We start from the raw sequence: 20,786 nt of genomic DNA, 5'->3' as shown, positions 1-20,786 counted from the left end.
CCCATGTTCAAACACATTACCCTGGCCCGGGAAAACCTGTATATCGACCCGGTGCACGACAACCGCCACCCTTTGCCGGATCTGGACACCGCCCGGGAATCCATTCCTTACACCTTCCACATTCCTGCACTGCAAATTGCTGGCCTGACCTACACCTGGGTTAACAGCAAAAACGAAGCGGGCGCGGCAATGGCGCTTTCCGGCCCGGGCATTGGCGACAAACCGATTGAGCAGCTGCTGCCCGATCGCAAACTGCCGGACACCATGGATTACACAAATTGGCAGATTGACGGCTTCCAGATGCGCCAGGACCTGAAATTTGATACCGCCGCGGTGCGCTGGGAAAGCCCCGATGTGCTGCTGGAATTTGATTTCGAGGCAATTCACCCCCCCTATGCCTACTCAAGCCACGCCGAGGGCTGCCCACCCTATGCCGCCTTTGATCGCATCGAACAAGCTGGCCGCTGCCGCGGCCGGATCGTAATGCCAGGCCGGGAAGAAATTACCTTCGATACCTTCGCCCACCGAGATCACAGCTGGGGCACCCGTGACTGGCGCTACTTTCAACACTACAACTGGTTCCACGGCCAATCCCTGGACGGCAACACTGCCATTCACTACTGGCGCTGCCTGGCATTGGGGCGGGAGATTATCCGGGGCTACCTGTGTAAAGACGGCACCATGGCAGAAATCGTCGGGGTGGAGAGTGACATGCGCTACGACGACACCCTGTATCAACAACAACTGAGCAGCACAATTACAGATGAGCTGGGGCGCAGCGTCGACATCAGCGCCGACTTTTACACCCACTACACCCTGCGCCCCTCCCCTCTTTGGCATCTGCGGGAAGGCGCCGCCACCGCCACCATCGCCGGTCAGGCGGCCATGGCCTGGGTGGAATGTGGCTGGCCGCCCGGCTACCTGGAGAATATTGAACAGGCACAAGCTTAGTTAGCCGCACGCTGACCGGCGGATAGGCAATCAAGTCCTGCGTCCGCCGACATCCTTATGCCTCTGCTAAAGCGACACCTGAATATGAATCACACCATTTCCAACAAGACCACCATCCCCGGCGAACAAGGCGTATTCATTTTTGTGCTGGTGGACATCATGGTGTTCTTCTGGCTGTTTGTTTCCTACCTGTTTGAACGCCTGAAAGACCCGGCTCTATACAACGCCTCCCAGACATTGCTGTCCTTTGAGGTGGGCACCGCCAATACCCTGATACTGCTCACCAGTTCTTGGCTAGTGGTACTGTCCATCAAGGCCCTGGCCCGAGGAAAGCGCCCCACCGCCCTGTTTTTTCTCGCAGCCACCATCACCCTCGGCTGCCTGTTCGGGGCGGCCAAACTGGTCGAATACCACGATAAGCTCAGCGTCGGCATCACCATGAAGACCAATGACTTCTTCATGTTTTATTACATGATGACCGGCCTGCATTTTGTCCACACGGTCATTGGCATCATCGTGCTCTGCACCCTGTTTTTCCGCATCCGCACTGGCCGCTCAGGCCTATTCGGGCTGGAGAGTGCCGCCACGTATTGGCACATGGTTGATCTGTTGTGGATCTTTATTTTTCCGCTGCTGTACGTATTGAGGTAGGCCATGAGCACCTTCATATTTTCCCGGGACACCCTGATCTGGCTGCTATTGGTTGGCGCCACCTTGTCTACCTGGCTGATGGGGGGCGACACCCGACATATTGACCATATTAGTTTCGCCAGCCGCGCTGCCATCGTTGCCATCGCCGCCATCAAAGTTCGGTTGGTGATTTATGAGTTCATGCATGTACGCAGCATGCCCAGCCCCTGGCAGTGGGCCTTCAATGGCTGGATCGCACTGGTCAGCCTCGCCTTGCTAATTGGCCTCAACCTGGCCAGCAGCTAAAACCAGACATACAACCACACCTACACCGCGACAAGGAGACACCATGTACCACGTACCCACCCAACCCCACTTCGCCAGCTGGCGCTGGGGCAACTACGCCGGTTACGGCTATTGCATCACCATCGTGCTGGCCTGGGGCGTTATTGCCGGCTTCCTGCCGCCACCCCAGCAATACCTCAATACCGAGGAGGTTCATCAATACTATATCGACAACAGCTTCCGCATTCGTCTGGGCATGCTTCTCACCCTTCTGGTGACCCCGTTGTACTATGTCTGGGGTGCGGCGGTATCACGGGCAATGCAATATGTCGAAGGCCCGAAGGGCACCCTGTCGATGATTCAGCTGATGGGCGCCTTCGGCACCGTGGTGGTGACCTGGGGCTCCTGTGTCGCCTGGGAAGCTTCCGCTTATTTGCCGGAATTGAAAACCGCCCAGGACATCAAAACCCTGTCAGATCATGCGTGGATGTGGTTTGACACGACCGTCATGGTGTCCGTCACCCAGTTTGTCGCCTTCGGTCTGGTGTGCCTGATCGACAAAAACCAACAGCCCCTCTTCCCCCGCTGGCTCGGTTGGTTCTCCCTGGCCATGGGCCTTTCCCTGCTACTTGCCTGTCTGATCCCCTTCTTTGAAACTGGTCCTTTCTCCTGGCATGGCTTTCTCTGCTATTACCTCGGCCTGTTCGACTTTTTTATCTGGATTGTGCTGGTGACCTATTACGTGGGCAAAGCCATTAACCGCATCGACCATGAAAAAATTAGTCAGCCAGGCCATAGCGCTTGAAAGGCGTTTACCGATAAAAACGATTCTGGAAGCAGGTTTACATGGCGAAAATTCTGGTGATTGGCGCTGGTCCGGCTGGCTGCACCGCTGCCTATCGACTGCAACAGCGGGGGCACATTGTGCAGGTGTTGGAAGCAGCGACGGTGCCCGGCGGCCGCACCTATACCCTGGAAAAAGACGGTTTCCTGATCGACACCGCGGCCATTTTTACCATGAGCACCTACCATCGAACCTGGGCGCTGCTCAGGGAGCTGGCGCTTGAATCCCGCCTGCAACCCTGGCACGCCCATACCCAATTAGTTGAGGGTGACCGCCGCTTCTCGCTACGTTACGACCAGCCATTGAGTAATTTATTACTGCCCTGTGTGTCCTTGGCTGACAAATTTAAAATTATCAAAGCAGGTATTGCTGCACTGCTCGAACCGTCGCTGAACGCCTTTAATGGCGACGACTTGGCCAGCATCGATAACGGCGAAAATCTGGAAGACTGGGCGCGTTGCACCCTTGGCAACACGGCCTATGAATACGTGGTTAAACCCAATCACGACATGCTCTATGCCCTGCCCCCCTGTTTGCTATCGCCAGCGTTTCAGCGCGCGACCATGCAAGCAGCCTGGGGCTTTTCTCTGGCCGTACCCAGCAGTGGCATGGGGACACTCTGCCGCGCTTTGTCCGAACAGTTAGATCTGTACGTGAATCACCCCGTTACACAGATTGAATATCGGAGGCATCAGGGAGTAAGCGTACACTGCGCAGGGCAAAATGCAGATTTCCAGGGCGATGCGCTCATCGTAGCAACCGACGCCCATAGCGCCGCCACGCTATTACAGGGTCAGGTCGACGATAGTCTGATCGACACTCTGAGCCAAACGCCCTATATCGAATACGCCCAAACCACCATGACCTATACCCAGGACCCCTGGCCCGACGAAACAAATAGCATGCTGGTTCCTGTCGGCAAGAACTTTCACCCCGTCAATGCCTTGGTATTGCATAGCAAACGCAACCCGGCATCGGTGCCCAAAGGCGCTCAAAGCCTGGGCTTCTACTACAACAGTCAGGCCCTGACCGGCAGCAGCGACGCTGAGCTGATCGACTTGGCCCGCCGTTACCGCGACCGCTTGCTGGGCGCGGTGGCAGTAGCGCCGGATTTTGAACAGGTCTTCCGCTATAAACGGGGCTTGACGGTACCCGCCCCAGGCCACTATCGAAATATGACCACCGTAAGCAGCCGCCTGCCGCCCCGGCTGGCTCTCGCCGGGGATTACTTTGCCCATGCGGGGATCGAGGCAGCCGTCATCGCGGGTGAACGGGCAGCAAATGAAGTAGCGAAGTGCTTTTAGAGACCAACGGTTGATCCAACGACAATCGGGCCGCAGCTGTCCAATTTCACACCCCATCCTTGCGCTGCGCTTCGCCATTCCTCTCAAGCACAGCAGCTATTCCATAAAACTTTATTCAGTGCCCAATCTATTGGACGTGACGATACGATTTATAGCTTTTACGGTGTAAACGCTTGCCACCCCTGTCCAGAGAAAATACATTCCATAGACCAGATATAAACTAATCAAACCGTGATAAGCAAACGGGCCGCTATACAAAAAGGGAATGAGAGACACCGGCCACATCGCGAATGCCGTGGCAAATGAGTACCAAGCGAACCATCCTGGATAGATTTTTGATTTCCGTTTGTCAAAAATCACAGCGATTCCGACAAAAACATACTGCAGGAGGGTGGCCAAAAACATAGTCTCAATCCACATCCACCCCATGTCATTAGCCAATAAGATATCGTGATCTAGCCGTGTTTCCGCTTTAAATGCAGCCGAAAGCCAAAAAAACAAACCTGCAATGGTTATGAGAAAATTGGTATATCCGCAATAAAGCTCCAATTTACTGAGGAGTCCACCCTCCCCTTCAATATAGTCAATAACTTTTGCAATACCGATAGAAAAGAAAACATAAAAGAGCTGAAAATTTAACGCTATTACAAGACCAACTTTAATCGCAGTGTTATTTTCCCGATAGAAACTCGCCATTTCTGCAGCACCCCATTCCGACCTCGGCGGTGGTATAAAGCCTGCGATAATTGCCCAACCGATTAGCGATCCTACTAAATAAATTACGCCAGACCATGCACAAAACTTCCATGTCATTGCTTTTTTGTCCTGGTAATTATTCATATCCACCCCATAGCCATTAAATTATTGCTCGCTCTTTATCTCGGTTTTCAACCTCCAGTTTTCAAACGCATCACTAGGATGAAAGGCCAGTGCTGCGTGCCGGTTCAGGTCGGTTAGGTAGCGCGCATAACTCTCCAGAGTGTCATCCAGGCACTGTTCTTGAGTATAACGAGCTGCGTAGGATACAAATGGCGGCAGCACCTCCAGCCCCGAGTAGTGGAAAACGCCCGCGTGGAGGTGCCAGAGAATAACGTCGAGACTGCCGAGAATCCCATCTTCAGCCACCATCTCCTCGAAACAGCCGGTGGTCATGGCCAGACTGGCTCGCTTGCCCTTTAAACCGCCGTTTTCCCAGCGCAAGCCAGCCCCATAAACCTTGCCGTTAACAAAGACCCGGTCTATCCACCCTTTCATGATTGCGGGAACGGAGAACCACCACAGCGGAAACTGGAGCACCAAATGGTCACACCAGAAAAGCTTCTCCAGTTCAGTTTCTATATCTTTACTGAACTGGCCCTGCGTGGCGGCGTACTTTTGCTCCCGATCATACTGCAAGCGCTCCGGGAAACGCCGTTGCAGAAAGTCCTCATTACTGGCAATGGGGTTAAAGCCCATCTGATAAAGGTCAGAAACCACAACCTCATGGCCAGCCGCCTCGAGCGCCGCTACACCCCGGGCTAACATGGCGGCGCCAAAGGACTGAGCCTCGGGGTGTGCAAATACAACAAATACCTTCACAGCGTTAAACGCCTTGCTCGGCAAGATAGGCCTGGGCTAAGGCGGCGACGCTTTTTGCGCTCACGGCACACGCCTGGGTTCCACCATCACCGTAGTCTTTGACCGCATCGCCTACGTTCCACAAGTTGGCAATCGGCGTGGTCTGAGGCATATCGTATCCGGAACAGGACCGCTGCGCAGGCCAATTGTCCCGCATCACCCGGATGGAGAGCATCTTGGCATCCCGAAAGCCGGGGAACTGCTCACGAAGATCCTCCAGGGCCAGTTCGATTTCCTGCTCTTCATCAAAATCCCCAATGGCCGGCCGGGGTACCGCGTAGGCCACATACTGGTGCCATCCTGCCGGTGCTAGTTCAGGACAGGTGTAGGTGAGCTCGCCCATATTGCAAATACGCCGGGTTTTACCAAAGGTAATCAGCCCCGGCAAATCAATCAGCCGCTCCCGGGTGGCGAAATTAATCACGATATTTGCCGCGGGCTTTAACGTGCTGCGCATTTGGTCGACATAGGCCGCCCCAAAATGGGTCTCGCCAACCAGCTCAACTGTATGGGCAGGGCCGGCGTTGCTAATCACCAAACGGCTGGCAATAAACACTTCCTTCCCCGCCGACTCCACAGTCAGGCCAGTCACTCGCCCTTCCTCAACGTGAATTTTTTTAACGGCAGTATTAAGGCGCACTTCACCACCTTTATTTTCAATGCCCTTGGCCATATCCTGCCAAACGCCAAGGGTGCCCCGGGGACAGAAACCAAAACGCTTGAATGCCCCTTTAGTGGCAAAGTAAATCAGAAATGCACGGGCGGGTAACTCATCGGCATTGGCGGCAAAAATAGCCGCGCACAAGTTGCGGAACAGAGCGTGGACAGTTTCATTTTTGGTATACCCCTCCAACCACTCCTTGGTGGAGATATGTTCCTCAGGCAGTTCACCTTTGCGGGCATCAGCAAATTTTGTGGCAATTTTGGCGGCAGACTTGGTAATCCCCCCGAGCAACAGACCCCAGCCGCCCTTTTGGGGATTTATCACCTTGCCGTCGATATAAAAGACCGTCGCTGGTGATGGCTCCCGGACATCTACCGGCATCTCCACCAGGCTCATGGTCTCTTCAAAAATGCTTCCCAATTCTATGGCGATGGCGCCGATGTTCACGGTGAAGCCATCGATGACCTCGCTGCTGGCGCGTCCTCCCACTCTGTCCCGGGCTTCCACAACCATTACTTTCCTGCCCGCTGCCACCATTCTGGCGGCCGCGGCCAATCCACCTGCGCCCGCACCAACTACCACTGCATCGTACATATTTTATCCTCGCTAACGATGGCGGAATCTGACTTCCTCGCCGCGTCCGCCCTTGTATTACATACCGTCAACCCCAGCCGTACCGGGGTTACATTTTTTTCGCCAGTTCCAGGCACATAACCTCGGTCGCCCCGCCACCGATGGCGAGGATACGGGCATCCCGGGACATTCTCTCCACCGGCGTTTCCCGCATATACCCCATGCCACCGTGAAACTGCACACAGCGATACATGACCTTGTTGAGGAGTTCGGGAAAGTGCGCCTTGACCATACAAGCCCCGGCACTGGCGTCACATCCTTGGGCATCCAGGTGGGCGGTGTAGTAGGCCAGTTGCTTAGCCGCCTGCACCTCTGCCACCAGGGCTGCCATATCCAGTTTGATATTCTGCATATCCCAGAGGGTACTACCGAAGGCCCGGCGTCCCTTTAGCCATTCCAGCGTCAGTTCGATGGCCTTTTCAGCCTGGCCAATGCAGTGGCCGCCAATGCAAATCCGCTCTAGCTGAAAGCCTTCCATAATGTAATAAAAGCCCTTGTTTTCCTCTCCGATCAGGTTTCCTGCGGGGACAACCACATCATCGAGGAATAGCTGGGCAGTGTCTGAGGACAACCAGCCGGTTTTTTTTAGGGGTTTGCTGACACTGAAACCAGCCGCGCCTTTTTCAACTACAAACAGGGAGATACCTCGGCTGCCCTTGGCCGCCGGATCGGTTCTGGCAGCCAGCATATAAAGGTCGCCATGCACGCCATTGGTGATAAACATTTTGGCGCCGTTGAGCCGGTAACTATCGCCTTCTCGCACGGCTGTGGTTTTTATCCCTGCCACATCGGAACCCGCGTCCGGTTCGGTCACTGCCACCGCGCAGATCTTGCGCCCGGTTACCACCTCGGGCAAATACTTAGCTTTGAGGGTGTCACTGCCATGCCGGGCGATGTGCAAGCCAGACATATCGGTGTGCACGCCAACGCCGGACATCACCCCGCCAAAGGTAGAACGTCCCAGTTCCTCGGCTAGCACTAGGGAGGCGAGCGGCCCCAAGCTGGTACCGCCGTAGGCCTCGGGATAGGACATGCCCAGTAGCCCTAGGTCACCCATTTTGTGCCAATAGGCCCGGGGCATGGTGCCCAACTCTTCCCAGGCCTCGCCATTGGGAACAATCTCCTCCTCGACAAAACGCCGGATCAGGCGCCGCATCGACTTCAGCTCATCGCTCAAATAGAGATCGTCAAGATCGAGAAAAACAGACATGCACAGCTCCAAAGCACCTTGTCAGTGACAATTACTTGGGGGAGCTTATCGAAGAGCTTGGCGGGCCGGTTTCGTCCGTTGCGACGAAACCGGCCCGCGCAGATGAAGGGGACGGGCTAACTGACGATTCCCAATTCCCGCGCCATCACCAGGGCCTGGGTGCGGTTTTTGGCTTTGAGCTTGACGTTAATGCTGCGCAAATGGCTGCGCACTGTTGATTCTGACACAAACATGGCTGCGGCCATCTGGGCGTTGGACAAGCCCTTTGCCAAATGTTGCAGCACTGCCAGCTCCTTTGGCGTAAACTTTTCGCCCATGTGGTTGATATAGGGGGAAGCCGGACCAGCCGGAAGCTCATCCACTTCGACGCTGCCAAGCTCCTCTTCCAGACTTTTCTGAGCCTCGCTATACAGCGAATTGGCAATCGCCCCCTCCTCTTGAAAGGTGCTGATAAACCCTTCCCGTATGGCAAAGCGAACCGCCCGCAACATTGTGCGCAGGGCAGCGCGCTTTTCGCCGGTGAGAAACTGAGCCTCGGCCAAGAGAATCCGCAATTTGAGTACCCGCCGTTCCCGCCCCGAGCGCTCTGCCCCTTTCAACTCCTCCTTCAGATCGGCAATGGCCACCGCCGCCCGGCCCCGTCGTAATAACAGGCGGGCATTAATCAGTGCGGGGTACAAAGTATCATTGGCCACCCACCACTGACGCTCGCTGTCGCTCCAGTCGTAAACCTGCTGCGCTTCCTCAAGCTTGGCGGCGGCACCGGGGTAATCCTCCAGCTGAATTCGCAGATTAGCTAGCTCCAGCTTGGCACTGGCGATAACCCGAGGTAGTTTTAAACGAAAGCCGTCGGCTTCCAGTTGCGTCAGAATTTCCAGCGCGGTATCAAACTCCCCCGCCCGGTGAGCCAGGCGACTCATCAGTGTGTGGGCGGTTATTAGGGCATCCGGCGGGCCAATATCCCGCATCATGGAAATATTGCGCTCCAACAGAGCCCGCGCCTCAGCAAGCTTCCCCGATTCGTATAGCGCTTCGGCGTGAAAGACCGATGAAATGGCAATGCCGTGGCCGGGATGCATACGGCTCTTTCTAAACCCTTCTTCGGCAATCTGAACACGAGTGGCCGCTTGAAGCAGACGACCGCTCATCATGTCCAGCATCACCTCGGCTGACTCTGCCAGCACAATGCCGAAGGCGCCACTGCCGTTTACCGCCGCATCACGGGCCAAATTGACAGCTTTCCGGGCCGCGTCATGATGACCCAGGATAATATTGGTTTGGCAATTCACTTGATACAGCATGGCACTGGCATAGGGGTAGCGCCCGGTTATTTGGTCCAATGCGGCCCTGGAAGCAGCCTCCGCCTCCGCGACCTGGTCCTGCATAGCCAGAATCATGGGGCGCAGTGCCAAGAGAGAATCCCGGGCCTCTTCCCCCATGCCCCGATCGTCCAGCGACGAAATCATGTCATAGGCGACACTAGGCCCCTGAGTAAAATTCACGCACCACGCGTGGAGCACCACATGCAGTGAATCGTTCAACTCTCCCGCCGCCGCCAGCTGTTCGAATACCTCCGCCAAAAAACGCATCCGCCCCCTGGCCAGCAGGGGGTAAAGCTGTTCCCTCAGCAATACGGTGGCGGTATCGTAACGCCCCGCGCTAATTGCCTGGCGAATTGCCGGCGCATAGCGGCCTCTGCGGATAAAATAGTCGCAGGCCCGGGAATGAGCCTCCGCCACCACCTCAGCCGACGCCGTCTGCCTGAAACGGGTATACAGCGAATCCCGTAGCAGGGAGTTGAGCCGGAATACCTGCTCACCGCCATCGTAGTAACGCAACATCAGATTAAGTCGCTCACTCTCGGCCAGACAGGAGGTTACATCAGCGCCGGGGCTCAGCTCCCGAGCAATATCCCGGTCAATATCATCCACGGGGCTGGTCTGGAGAAGAAAGGTCCGCACCTCTGCACTGGCCATCGCCAGCACCTCATCGGCGATAAAACGTTCCAGGGTGGGGCCGCCCCCAGAAATATCCTTCAGCACTTCGTTCACGTCGCGGCCATCGCTAATGGCCAGCCAAGCAAACCACAGTGCAGTGGGCCACCCTTCCGTCTGCAGATGGAGGGCATCGAGGTGCTCCGTGCCCCACTGGGTACCAAGCTTGTCGTGGAGAAGCTGGGATACTTCTTCCCGGGAAAAGCGCAGCGCGTTAACGCCAATCTCGGTGAGCTGGGCATTGGCCCGAAATCCTGACATCCCCCACTCAGGTTCGACCCTGGTCCCTATCACCACTACAGATCCTTTGGGCACCGATTCAATACCCCGCACAACCAGATCCCGTACGGTGTTGTTTTCCAGACTGTCAAACCCGTCCATAAATACGGCAATAGGACGGGTCAGGGCATCGAAAAACGCCATAATGCCGTCGGCAATGGACGCATTACTATCGTGCTCTATCACGGGTCCGCCGTCGCCGGGCAGCTCCCTGATGGCGGCAAGAAAGGTCTGCAAAAAACGGGAGATGTCGTTGTCAGCGCTATCCAGGCTTAACCAGAGTACCGCCAATCCCTCATCCCGACAGCACTGGGCAAGCTGGGCCATAGCCAGGGTTTTACCAAAACCCGCGGGGGCACTGAGCTTGACCAGCCGCCCCCGTCGGGGCGACTGGAAACGGGCGACGATTCGGGCTCGGGACACAAAAAAGGACGGGAGTTCTGGAGGCGATACCTTACTGCGCGTGATATAGCCCCGGCTTCTTTTTTCTGCTGCCACGTACTCTCCCCTCTCCCCGACGCTGATTATTATTTGGCTCGAATTATCATGACAAAGAGGAAAGCTTTGCAAGGGCCCGCCCGGTTTGAGCAAGGAGGGACAATCCAAAATGTCGCATACGACGAAGTGGGCAGGCCGTATCTCTGCCACCCTTAGCCCATCAGAAAAATATGGATCTGGGGCTATGACAACCAGCACACACTTCGATGTCATTGTTATTGGCGCTGGCGCCGGAGGACTTTTCAGCGCTGCCCTGCTCGCCCACAAAGGCTACCGGACACTGCTTGTCGAAGCCAGCGACATTGTCGGCGGTCGCGCCTCGACACGGATTAAGGATGGCTTCGCAATCAATACCGGCGCCCTGGGTATCGAACTAGGCACCGAATTTGAAGCGGCCTTTCGCCGGATCGGCGCCGACCTCAATGTGCGCCAACCTGGCATTGGCATTGTCATTCGACTTGGCCGGCGGGATCTGAATATCGCCAGCGGCTTCAACGGCGCATTAGTAAGAGGGGCTACCCATCTCGGTCGCTGGGGGACAAGGCTGTTCCCCGGAATGGCTCCCAGACCCGGAGAGTCCACTCTGGCTTGGGTGCAGCGCTTTAGCACCCACCCTACCCTCCTGGGGACAGTTCACAACTTCTGCGGCTCTATTTTTGCCGCTGCCCCCGCCGACATCCCCGCAGACTTGTTTTTTAATTACGTAACCACCAAGGGTGCCTTTAAAAAATTTGGCTTCCCCCCCGGGGGCACCCTAGCCGTTTGGCACCCCCTGATTGAGCGCTTTCAGCAAATGGGCGGCACCTTATGGCTGAACACTACCGCCACGGACATCAGCTTTGATGACTGCGGCTGTGCTTCGACCGTGCAGCTGCGGCGCGATGGCGAAACCCATACACTAACGACCAGGGCAGTGGTCAGTGATATCGGCCCCAAGGGCACCTTAACGCTGTGCGAGGGAGCTGACTGGCCGCAGCAATATCGCGACCGCGTCCATCAGCAGTGCCAGTCGAGCGCCATTCTGACGGCCTACTTTGCCAGCAAAACGCCGCTGGCGGCCTTTCCTGGCTTTGCCTGTTTCAGCAAAACCCAGCGCCTTTGCTACGCCGCGAATTTCACAGAGGTATGCCCCGAAAACGCCCCACCAGGTTGGCACCTTTACTGTGGCGCGAGTGTGCCCCAGCCTGCCACCGGTGACTTCGATGATGCCGAGGAAACCCGCCTTCTGCTGGAGGACCTGGGCAAGGCCTTTCCGGGCTTTGCCCAAGCCCACCTTCTGGAGGTGGTCATCACCCGGGGAGACTGGCCAGCTCAACGGGCCGTAGCGGGGCGGGATATGGCGCCCCACACCCCCACCGCCAACCTGTGGAATGTGGGGGATGCCATCAAGCCCTGGGGCAATGCGGCCACCAGCGCCTGCGCGGAGACCGCCATGCAGGTGGCCGATGAGGTCGACCGATACCTGGCAAATGGCGCCCCTATCGCTGCCCACCAAGCGGCCTGAGCGCAAAATGTCCAAATAGACGATTTCAGACCGGGGCGCAAGGGCCAAACTAACACTGCCTGAAAACCTGGCAATTTAACGCTCGCAATCGCTGACCGTTGGTCAGCGTATTAATAATTTTAAGAGACGCTAGATGGCTAAAAAACCCACTACATCGCCGCTCATAGCAAGGGTGGCAGCGAAATCCACGCAACGTCCCCACGAGGCTATGGCCGCGGAGAGGGAACAATGAATATGGCCTTGGGCTCTGCGAGCCCCGCCCGCACCAAAAGGCTGGCAGGTGCCCCTGGGGTGTGGCTGTTTGTTGCACTGGACAGCACCATCTTCGCCATTTTATTTCTCAGTTTTACCCTGGATAAAATGAAAGCCAAGGGGGAGTTCACCCTGGGCATCGCCAGCCTCGACACTCATCTCGGCACCCTCAACACCCTCATTCTATTGACCAGCTCTTGCTTGGCAGCCCTCGCCGCCGCAGAAGCAAAACATCCCACCGCCAGAATCGGCCAAATAAAGGCCTGCCTGCTGGGGGCCGTCGCGCTCGGTGTTGTCTTTGTTGGCCTTAAAATTACCGAATACCGCCACGTGGTTGCCGGAGGACATGGTCTTAACAGCAGCACCTTCCACATGTATTACTTTGTAACCACTGGCCTGCACCTGCTCCACGTATTGATCGGCATTGCCGCCTTGTCGCTGGTCGCCACCCAAGCCCTCAAACCCTCGGTGCCGGCGGCCCCTATTATCGTGGAATCCGCCGCCACCTATTGGCATATGGTCGATTTTCTTTGGGTGATGATTTTTCCGCTTTTCTATCTGGCGGTGCCCTCATGAAGATTGCCGGTCCCAAACACAAAATCCTGCTGGCCTGGCTGGCGCTCATGGCGGCCACCCTGCTCAGTACCAATATGGCCGGCGCCAACACGCTAGCCTGGGTAATATTGCTGACCGCCGCAGCTAAGATTTTCCTGATTTTTTTCTACTTTATGGAGCTCAACCACGCTCCCCGCCGCTACCTATTGGCCGCTGGGGCCTGGCTGACCGTTCTCAGTGGCATCGTCATTATTCCCCTTTTTTGAACCCAAGGAACAGCCTATGCAACACGTAACCTTTAGCAAAACCGACTACGCCATATTGCGCCATGGCAATATCTGGTCGATGGTCATTTTTTGCCTCCTCGGGTTATTGGGCTTCGCCATACTCGCCGGCTTTTGGCCACCGCCTCCCGAATACTTAAGCGCTCCGGAAATCGGTGCCTATTTTCGGGAGCACAGTGTCGGGATCCGCCTCGGTATGCTGCTGGTCATCACCGCCGTGCCATTTTATTTGGTATGGGGGGTACTGCTCTCAAAAATCATGGAACGCCTAGGGGACGGCGGCCACCTGCTCGGGCGCATTGAACTGGCCGGGGCAGCCACTGCCTCCATTATTCTTGCTCTGCCCTGCGTCATCTGGTTAGTCGCTGCCTTTCGCCCCGAGATAAGAAGTGATGCGGAAATTCAACTGCTCTACGACCTGGCCTGGCTGATGTTCGATCTGCCGCTGCTGTTTTTCGGCGCCCAGTATATTTCCGCAGGCATTGCCATTCTGCTGGACAAGCGCACCAAGCCTCTGTTCCCCGCCTGGCTGGCGTGGCTTGGCTTTTTTGACACCTTCACCTTTTTTGCAGTGTTACTAGCGCCCTTTGTCTACGACGGTCCCTTCGCTTGGCATGGGCTAATCAGCTTCTGGGTGGTTTTCGTGACCTTTTTTGTTTATCTGCTGGCGTTCATGCTGCTGATTCCCGGCGCATTGAAGCGCCTCGCGGCAGAAGATCAGCAAGCCGGGACTACCTGATAACCCCCGGCATACTACAGGCTTAACAACAAACTTACGTTCAGGGTGAATACAATGAAATGCAACGCTGTACTCCTGCCACTGGCAGCTGCAATTTCCATGGCCGCGGTGGCCCAGGACGATCCAAGTCCAAAAAAGCGCAGCAGTCGATTACTGGAAGAGGTAATGGTAACTGCTCAAAAACGTTCCGAAGATCCCCAAGAGGTTCCCATATCCCTTCAGGCATTCAGCGCAGAAAAACTCGATGCGCGGGGTGTTCTTAACCAGAACGACCTTCAGTTTATTACCCCCTCCCTGGAAATTGGCCAACAGGTTTCCTACACCACCATTTTTCTGCGGGGCGTCGGCACCGATGCCTTTCTTACCGCCGACCCCAGTGTCGCCACCTACATTGATGGTATTTACTTTCCCTTTGCCCAGGGTCTGGCCCAGGACTTTGGTGCCGTCGAGCGAGTCGAGGTGCTAAAGGGCCCCCAAGGCACGCTGTTTGGTCGCAACGCCACCGGTGGCGCCCTGTCGATTGTGTCCAAGAAACCTGAATTTAATGAATTCTATGGCGATGTGCAGGCCACTTGGTCGGAGTACCCTGATGAGCATTATCGGGTGCATGTTAACGTTCCGGTGACCGACAGCATTGCCTTTAGCGCCAGTGGTGTCCGCTCTTCCACCGATTTTTATATCACCGGCACGGCCAATGGCAAAACGCTGCCCAAGGATGAAGATGACGGTTTCCGTGTGAAAGCCCGCTGGGCGCCCTCCGAAAACATCGACCTGACCCTGTCCTACTTCAAGCTCAACCGCAACGGCGCCGGGTCCAACTTTACCCTGAACCGCAACCCCACGGAGCTGGGCGACTCCCTGCAAATGCAGGCCAATGACGACTTCGAGGGCAAGGTTGATGGTCAAACCTACAACTGGCTCGACAACGAAGTCACCTACGGAGAGCTCAGTTTCTACACATCAATGTTCGACATAAAGCTGCTGGGTAGCGACCAGTTGATCAACACCTCAGGGCGACTGGATTTTGATGGCACTGATACACCGACCATCAGCTTTTCACCCAAAAAGAATTTTGCCGACATTCAAACCGCGGAAATGCAACTGTTGTCCAATGACGAATCCTGGGGAGCGGGCTGGATGAAATGGATTGTCGGCGCCTATTATTTTCAAGGCTTGTCCGGCTTTGACCCTATGCACGGTGAAGTGGATGCCGCCGACGATATCTACGCCGGACTGGGCATCGTAGGGGATCTGCTGTCTGCGGCAGGACTCGGCGCCGACCCTGTTACCCTGCTCATTCGCGGCACGGTAGAAACCCAATCTGAGGCGGCTTTTGTCCAGACCACCTTTAACATCACAGATTGGTTTGACCTGACGCTGGGGCTGCGCCACCAAAAGGAAACCCGCACCATTGAGAAGGCAAAGACCACCCTGTTTATCTACGAGGGAGAGGAGATTCCCTACCTAGAATATGACTACGCCATTGCTCAGGACGGCACCCGGGTACCCGGGGAAGTAGTAACCGAAAGCACCAGCCCCAAAATCTCCCTGGAATTTCACCCCTGGGAGGATGGCCTCATTTACGCCAGTTATCAGGAAGCCACAAAAAGCGCCACCTATAACGTGACTGTGGTTACCGGCCCCCCCACCTTCGCCAAACCAGAGGAAATGGAGGCCTTCGAAATCGGTATCAAGACCGGCCTGTTCGACAACGCAATGACCCTGTCAGCAGCGGCCTTTGCCTACGACATCACCAACCTCCAGGTACAGTTCATCGCCCTGTCAAATGGCGGTGTCGCGAGTTTCGAAAACGCCGAATTGGCGGAAATCCGCGGTGTTGACTTTGATTTTACCTGGCTGCTTTTCCCCGACTGGATCGACGATCTCGTCTGGACCGGTGGTGGCGCCTTCCTCGACGCCAAATACGCCGCCTACCCCGATGGCGCTGGCTATGTCGGCAACTCCGGAGTCTTTACCCGGGGCAATGATTTTTCCGGCAATGATATCGTCCGCTCCCCCGAGCTGACTGCCACCACGACGCTGGCCAAAACCTTCCAGTTTGAGAACAGTAATATAGAAGTAGCCATCGACTACTACTACAACAGCGGCTTCTACTACGAGTCGGCAAACCTGGCCCGTAGCGAACAGGAAGCCTACGACAAGTGGGGCGCCCGACTGAGTTATTTCTATGAACCGGAATCCCTGCGAGTGACCCTGTTCGGCAAGAACCTCACCGACACAGTCTACAGCCAGGGGGCCTTCCCCAACGACTTTGGCGACAACTTCAACTACGCCGCGCCGAGAGTACTGGGTGTTCGTGTGAACTATGAATTTTAATAATTATATTCAATATCAGGAGGTGACAATGAAGTGTCTCAAGAAAACAATATTGGTAACGGCACTGTTAAGCGCGGGGTACGCTCACGCCCAGGTTCCCAGCCTGGGTGGAGATTTTCTCAACACCGCCCCTATTCAGTTACTTGGTTTAGCCGCACCGATACTAGAGCTGGCTGAGGTTGGCGGGGATACCATCACATCAATCGCGCCTCAGTTGGGTGATGCGCCTCTGGTTGGAACGCTGCTCGAGTTACCCAGCAGCGGTGCCGGTCTGCTGGGTGTCCTTGTGCCACTGGGCAGCGGCGTATTGATCAATGGTGGCCCTGAGGGCTTGTTGGGGTTAGCTGCTGGACTCCCCATTACCGGTGACTTATTAGGTGCGCAGCTCCTACCCGGTCTAGGTGACTTTGGCGGCGGTCTCGGTTCAGATGCCGCCCTTCCCCTTGATGTGTTACTAGGCGCATCACTTATACCGATGCTTTAGCGGCAGGCCCAGTTAATTGTTTCGCCCATCCAACTCACACTCCGCGTCGATTGGATGGGCAACTACCGCTTTGCCGACGGTGCTGCAAGATGACTTGCGAGATAATCCTCCAAAGCATTGGCATGAGAGTCGCTAGCAATTGTTCTCGTCAGAGCAGCAAGCATCACGCTAAATGCGGCCTCTATATTTAAGCCTACCACGGCATTTGCGGTGGCTTTACTGTCCAAAATGGCGTCGCGAGGATTGCTGGCAATTTTCTGCGCTAAGGCCAGGGTGCCCGCCATCAGCTGAGGGGCAGCAAAGAGATGATTGACCAAGCCAATGCGATAGGCCTCGTCAGCGGAGATTGTACTACCGGTTAGGGCCAGCTCTTTCGCCCGCCCCATACCCACCAGGCTGTAGAGCGGATAAATAAACTGGGATACACCAATGCGGATTTCTGGCTGCCCAAAGACCGCTTCCGGAACACTGGTCCTCAAATCGCAAAATGCCGCCAGATCAAATCCGCCGGCGACCGCTGGGCCATTGACGGCAGCAATGGTCACTTGACGTACTGAATGCAACCTGCGGAACAGGTCGAAGGCCGAATGCATATAGCTCACACGGCCGTCTTGGTCCAGTGTGGCAAGATGCTTGATATCCAGCCCCGCACAGAAGGACTGGCTCCTGCCAGTAACAATGATCACTGAAATATCATCACGCCGAGACAGTTGCTCCAGCGCCCCATCCATCGCCAATATCATGTCGGGCTCAAGTGGGTTTCGCTTCTCGGGTCGACACAGCTCAATCGTCGCCACCGCGCCATCTTCCGTGATCTGGATTATCGCCGAAGTGGTCATTTTTTACCCCAATGTTGTTGAATGACTGAACTGCCATACTATGGCGAATTTAAGATGCCCGATTCATACAAAACGACAGTTTCATTTCAGACAATACTAACGATGATAGGCATGTTGGCTATCGCTATCGATCGGCTGCAAATTAAGACCGGAGAACTCCATGCCCGACCAACACAGCTTGGCAAATCAACTCGATGAGCAAAAGCGGAAATGCCTCGATGAGGCAAGGCCCGAAGCAGTTGAATACCAACACCAACGAGGCAAGTTGACGGCCCGGGAACGCGTTGCGCTGTTGCTCGACGACGACAGCTTCAACGAGTTTGGTGCACTGGTGATTCCCGACTGCGAGGGCCGCATAGAACCGGAGCATGTTGCCGACGGCTTGATTACCGGATGGGGGACCATCAATCAGCGCGCCGTACTTCTCTGTAGCGCTGACTACACGGTCAACGGTGGGAGCAACGGCAGTCTCGGGCTGAAGAAAATGCAGCGCTGTTTTGAACTGGCCTTGGCCCACGGTGTGCCTTCTGTTCAGCTGCTCGAAGGCGTAGGGCACCGCATTTCCGAGGGTTTGGACAGCCGCCTGTTTGCCGAAGGCGTAGCAAGCATTGCCGTGCAGGCCGGACTTTCGGGCTGGGTTCCTACCGTGGCTGCTGTGCTGGGGCCTAGCTTCGCCGCGATGACGATTGTGGCTTCCCTGTGTGATTTTGTGGTCATGGTCAGAGGCACCTCTGCACTTGGTATCGCGCCTCCCCCCCTGGTCAAAGCGGCCATTGGCGAAACCATTGACACCCAGGCACTGGGTGGCGCTGACGTACAGGCTAACCGCAATGGCGTAGCCGACTATCTTGTCGACACAGAAGCCGACGCCATGGCGATCATCCGCCAATACCTTTCCTATTTCCCCCAAAATGCCGACGAGAAAGCACCTGTCGTCGACGCAAAGCCGCCAGACCCGGACTTTGCCAGAAGCCTGGCCACCTTGATCCCCGAGGATAAGCGCACCCCTTATAATGTGAAACACGCCATTTACGGCATTGTCGATCAAGGCAGTGTGCTGGAAGTCAAAGCCGGGTACGCCCGCAACATAGTTTGCTGCCTGGCCCGTATCGGTGGTCAATCCATCGGCATCATTGCCAATCAGACCAACTATCTGGCCGGAGCGCTGGACTCCCCCGCCTGCGAAAAGGCATCCCACTTTCTCTGCCTTTGCGATGCCTTCGGCATCCCTATTTTGTCGCTGATGGACCTGCCAGGATTTATGGTCGGCAAAGACGCGGAAAGCAGTAAATTGGCCCGCCGCAGTGCCCGGCTGTTTTATGAGTTTGCAAGGATAAGTGTACCGAGCTACACCGTGGTGCTGCGCAAGGCCTTCGGTGCGGCCTATATGGCGATGAACGGCGGCCGTAGCTACAAGGCTGACCTGAGTCTGGCCTGGCCGACGGCAGAATTTGCTGCCATGAATGTGGAGACGGCCATCAATGTCGCCTATAAGCGTCAAATAGCCTCTGCTGCCGAACCAGACAAGGCCCGCGCTGACATCACCGCAAAAGTGCGCAAAAATCTCGGCCCATTACGGGCTGCAAGCGGCTTTGGTATCGACGACGTTATTTCGCCCGAGCAGACCCGCGACTATCTGTTGCAAGCGATGAACCGCTCCGGCAAACGCAAGGCAGGCCGCAGCGGCGTGCCTCGGCACCGCCACATCCCACCGATTTAACGTCCGATCAAGGCCAGCACTTCCTGCTGGTGCTGGCCTGGCTCTGGACGCAGACCGGCACTACCCGGCGTCGCTGAAAATTTTGGCGCCGGCGCTGGCTGCACCATATCTTCAAGTTCAACAAAGGCCTCGCGAGCAACGTTATGGGGATGCTGGTGGGCTTCCCAGAAGGGAATCACCGGCGCGACACAGGCGTCGGTACCATCAAAGATGGCCCGCCATTGCTCCTGTGTCTGTTGCTTGAACCGGGCGCCAATGACCTCGCGTAACTCCGGCCACCTCACCGGACTGCCATGCTCCTGAAGCAGGGTTTCGGGCAGCTCCGCCAATTGAAGAAAAAGCTTCATGAACTTCGGCTCTATCGCGCCCAGGGACATGTATTTGCCATCGGCGGTTTCATACACCCGATAATAATGGGCACCACCATCGAGGAAATTTGCCTCGCGCTGCTGGCCCCAGATGCCGGTGTCTTTGGCTGAATAAAACAGACCCATCATGGCATTTACGCTGTCGGTCATGGCCGTATCCACGACCTGACCGCGCCCTGTTTGCCTGGCACTGAGTACCGCAGAGACAATACCAAAGGCCATAAACATGGCACCGGCATAATCCCCCAGCAAATTGAGCGGCGGGGTCGGCGGGCGATCAGCATGACCCATCGCGTGCAAGGCGCCAACAATGGAAATGTAATTGATGTCGTGACCGGCACTCGTTGCCAGCGGACCAGTCTGGCCCCAACCAGTCATGCGGCCATAAACCAGTGCGGGATTGCGTGCCAGACAATCCTCCGGACCAATGCCGAGCTTTTCGGCCACACCGGGCCGATAACCCTCAAAAATAACGTCCGACACTTCACACAGTTGCAGCAGCGTCTCTCTATCCTCGCCGGACTTGAGGTCGAGCAAAATCGACTTCTTGCCCCGGCGGTGAATATCCCGCTTTAACTGCGGCGCCTCGCCGTTGCCCTGGCGATCCACCACAATGACTTCGGCCCCCATATCGGCCAGCATCATGCCGACAAAGGGTCCAGGACCCAGACCCACTAATTCGATTACCCGGAGATTTGCCAGTGGCCCCATTGTTATCCCTATTTTGGTTGATTGTGCTCACTGCCAGGGTCGCTACAGCAGAGGTATGCTCCCCCCCGCAGTGAGCTAGCAAAA

19 protein-coding genes are annotated in these 20,786 nt (G+C 56.1%); 12 read left to right on the top strand and 7 right to left on the bottom strand.

Annotated features, from left to right (window positions below):
- The first annotated feature begins 3 nt into the window (after window positions 1-3).
- The 5 genes from NCG89_RS13885 (at window position 4) to NCG89_RS13865 (ending at window position 4,014) form a co-directional block, all read left to right on the top strand.
- A complete protein-coding gene (locus NCG89_RS13885; RefSeq protein ID WP_251087155.1) occupies window positions 4-951 on the top strand; it encodes a DUF7064 domain-containing protein in 948 nt (315 codons plus the stop codon).
- Window positions 952-1,035: 84 nt separating this feature from the next.
- Window positions 1,036-1,602: a cytochrome c oxidase subunit 3 gene (locus NCG89_RS13880; RefSeq protein ID WP_251087154.1), complete on the top strand. Its 567-nt coding sequence runs from the start codon at window positions 1,036-1,038 to the stop codon at window positions 1,600-1,602.
- Between the two features lie 3 nt (window positions 1,603-1,605).
- Window positions 1,606-1,887, top strand: coding sequence for a cytochrome C oxidase subunit IV family protein (locus NCG89_RS13875; RefSeq protein ID WP_251087153.1), 282 nt, complete (start codon window positions 1,606-1,608; stop codon window positions 1,885-1,887).
- Window positions 1,888-1,930: 43 nt separating this feature from the next.
- Window positions 1,931-2,671: a hypothetical protein gene (locus NCG89_RS13870; protein WP_251087152.1), complete on the top strand. Its 741-nt coding sequence runs from the start codon at window positions 1,931-1,933 to the stop codon at window positions 2,669-2,671.
- A 41-nt stretch (window positions 2,672-2,712) separates the two neighbouring features.
- Window positions 2,713-4,014, top strand: coding sequence for a protoporphyrinogen/coproporphyrinogen oxidase (locus tag NCG89_RS13865; protein ID WP_251087151.1), 1,302 nt, complete (start codon window positions 2,713-2,715; stop codon window positions 4,012-4,014).
- A 111-nt stretch (window positions 4,015-4,125) separates the two neighbouring features.
- Here NCG89_RS13865 and NCG89_RS13860 read toward each other — a convergent pair whose 3' ends face one another.
- The 5 genes from NCG89_RS13860 to NCG89_RS13840 form a co-directional block, all read right to left on the bottom strand.
- Window positions 4,126-4,854, bottom strand: coding sequence for a hypothetical protein (locus tag NCG89_RS13860; protein ID WP_251087150.1), 729 nt, complete (start codon window positions 4,852-4,854; stop codon window positions 4,126-4,128).
- Window positions 4,855-4,875: 21 nt separating this feature from the next.
- A complete protein-coding gene (locus NCG89_RS13855) occupies window positions 4,876-5,592 on the bottom strand; it encodes an NAD(P)H-dependent oxidoreductase (RefSeq protein WP_251087149.1) in 717 nt (238 codons plus the stop codon).
- Window positions 5,593-5,596: 4 nt separating this feature from the next.
- Window positions 5,597-6,889 (bottom strand): phytoene desaturase family protein, encoded by a 1,293-nt coding sequence (locus NCG89_RS13850; RefSeq protein ID WP_251087148.1) that lies wholly within the window; start codon window positions 6,887-6,889, stop codon window positions 5,597-5,599.
- An 88-nt stretch (window positions 6,890-6,977) separates the two neighbouring features.
- The gene (locus NCG89_RS13845) at window positions 6,978-8,138 is read right to left on the bottom strand and encodes an acyl-CoA dehydrogenase family protein (RefSeq protein ID WP_251087147.1); all 1,161 of its coding nucleotides are present in this window, start codon (window positions 8,136-8,138) and stop codon (window positions 6,978-6,980) included.
- Window positions 8,139-8,254: 116 nt separating this feature from the next.
- Window positions 8,255-10,909 (bottom strand): LuxR C-terminal-related transcriptional regulator, encoded by a 2,655-nt coding sequence (locus NCG89_RS13840; RefSeq protein ID WP_251087146.1) that lies wholly within the window; start codon window positions 10,907-10,909, stop codon window positions 8,255-8,257.
- A gap of 184 nt (window positions 10,910-11,093) precedes the next feature.
- On the opposite strand from NCG89_RS13840, the gene NCG89_RS13835 reads away from it, so the two are divergent.
- The 6 genes from NCG89_RS13835 (at window position 11,094) to NCG89_RS13810 (ending at window position 17,064) form a co-directional block, all read left to right on the top strand.
- A complete protein-coding gene (locus NCG89_RS13835; protein WP_251087145.1) occupies window positions 11,094-12,413 on the top strand; it encodes a phytoene desaturase family protein in 1,320 nt (439 codons plus the stop codon).
- Window positions 12,414-12,641: 228 nt separating this feature from the next.
- Window positions 12,642-13,241 (top strand): cytochrome c oxidase subunit 3, encoded by a 600-nt coding sequence (locus tag NCG89_RS13830; RefSeq protein ID WP_251087144.1) that lies wholly within the window; start codon window positions 12,642-12,644, stop codon window positions 13,239-13,241.
- Window positions 13,238-13,486 carry a cytochrome C oxidase subunit IV family protein gene (locus NCG89_RS13825; RefSeq protein ID WP_251087143.1) on the top strand — a complete coding sequence of 83 codons (249 nt, stop codon included), beginning with the start codon at window positions 13,238-13,240 and terminating at the stop codon, window positions 13,484-13,486. The genes NCG89_RS13830 and NCG89_RS13825 overlap by 4 nt, the downstream gene beginning before the upstream one ends.
- A 16-nt stretch (window positions 13,487-13,502) precedes the next feature.
- On the top strand, window positions 13,503-14,243 hold the full coding sequence (locus NCG89_RS13820) for a hypothetical protein (RefSeq protein WP_251087142.1): 741 nt from the start codon (window positions 13,503-13,505) through the stop codon (window positions 14,241-14,243).
- A 54-nt stretch (window positions 14,244-14,297) separates the two neighbouring features.
- Window positions 14,298-16,580: a TonB-dependent receptor gene (locus NCG89_RS13815; RefSeq protein ID WP_251087141.1), complete on the top strand. Its 2,283-nt coding sequence runs from the start codon at window positions 14,298-14,300 to the stop codon at window positions 16,578-16,580.
- A gap of 28 nt (window positions 16,581-16,608) precedes the next feature.
- Window positions 16,609-17,064, top strand: coding sequence for a hypothetical protein (locus tag NCG89_RS13810; RefSeq protein WP_251087140.1), 456 nt, complete (start codon window positions 16,609-16,611; stop codon window positions 17,062-17,064).
- Between the two features lie 62 nt (window positions 17,065-17,126).
- Here the strand turns inward: NCG89_RS13810 and NCG89_RS13805 are convergent, their stop codons facing one another.
- Complete coding sequence (locus NCG89_RS13805; protein ID WP_251087139.1) at window positions 17,127-17,903, bottom strand: enoyl-CoA hydratase/isomerase family protein; 777 nt, start codon at window positions 17,901-17,903, stop codon at window positions 17,127-17,129.
- Between the two features lie 160 nt (window positions 17,904-18,063).
- Here NCG89_RS13805 and NCG89_RS13800 point away from each other — a divergent pair, with 160 nt between their 5' ends.
- Window positions 18,064-19,623 carry an acyl-CoA carboxylase subunit beta gene (locus NCG89_RS13800; RefSeq protein ID WP_251087138.1) on the top strand — a complete coding sequence of 520 codons (1,560 nt, stop codon included), beginning with the start codon at window positions 18,064-18,066 and terminating at the stop codon, window positions 19,621-19,623.
- Here the strand turns inward: NCG89_RS13800 and NCG89_RS13795 are convergent.
- Entirely contained in the window at window positions 19,620-20,702 is a 1,083-nt protein-coding gene (locus NCG89_RS13795) for a CaiB/BaiF CoA transferase family protein (RefSeq protein ID WP_251087137.1), read from the bottom strand. The genes NCG89_RS13800 and NCG89_RS13795 overlap by 4 nt on opposite strands.
- Between the last annotated feature and the right edge of the window lie 84 nt (window positions 20,703-20,786).

It is taken from the genome of Spongiibacter taiwanensis (assembly GCF_023702635.1).
Lineage (GTDB): Bacteria > Pseudomonadota > Gammaproteobacteria > Pseudomonadales > Spongiibacteraceae > Spongiibacter > Spongiibacter taiwanensis.
The sequence above is the reverse complement of the archived record's forward strand: the minus strand, read 5'-3'. Positions and strand labels throughout refer to the sequence as shown.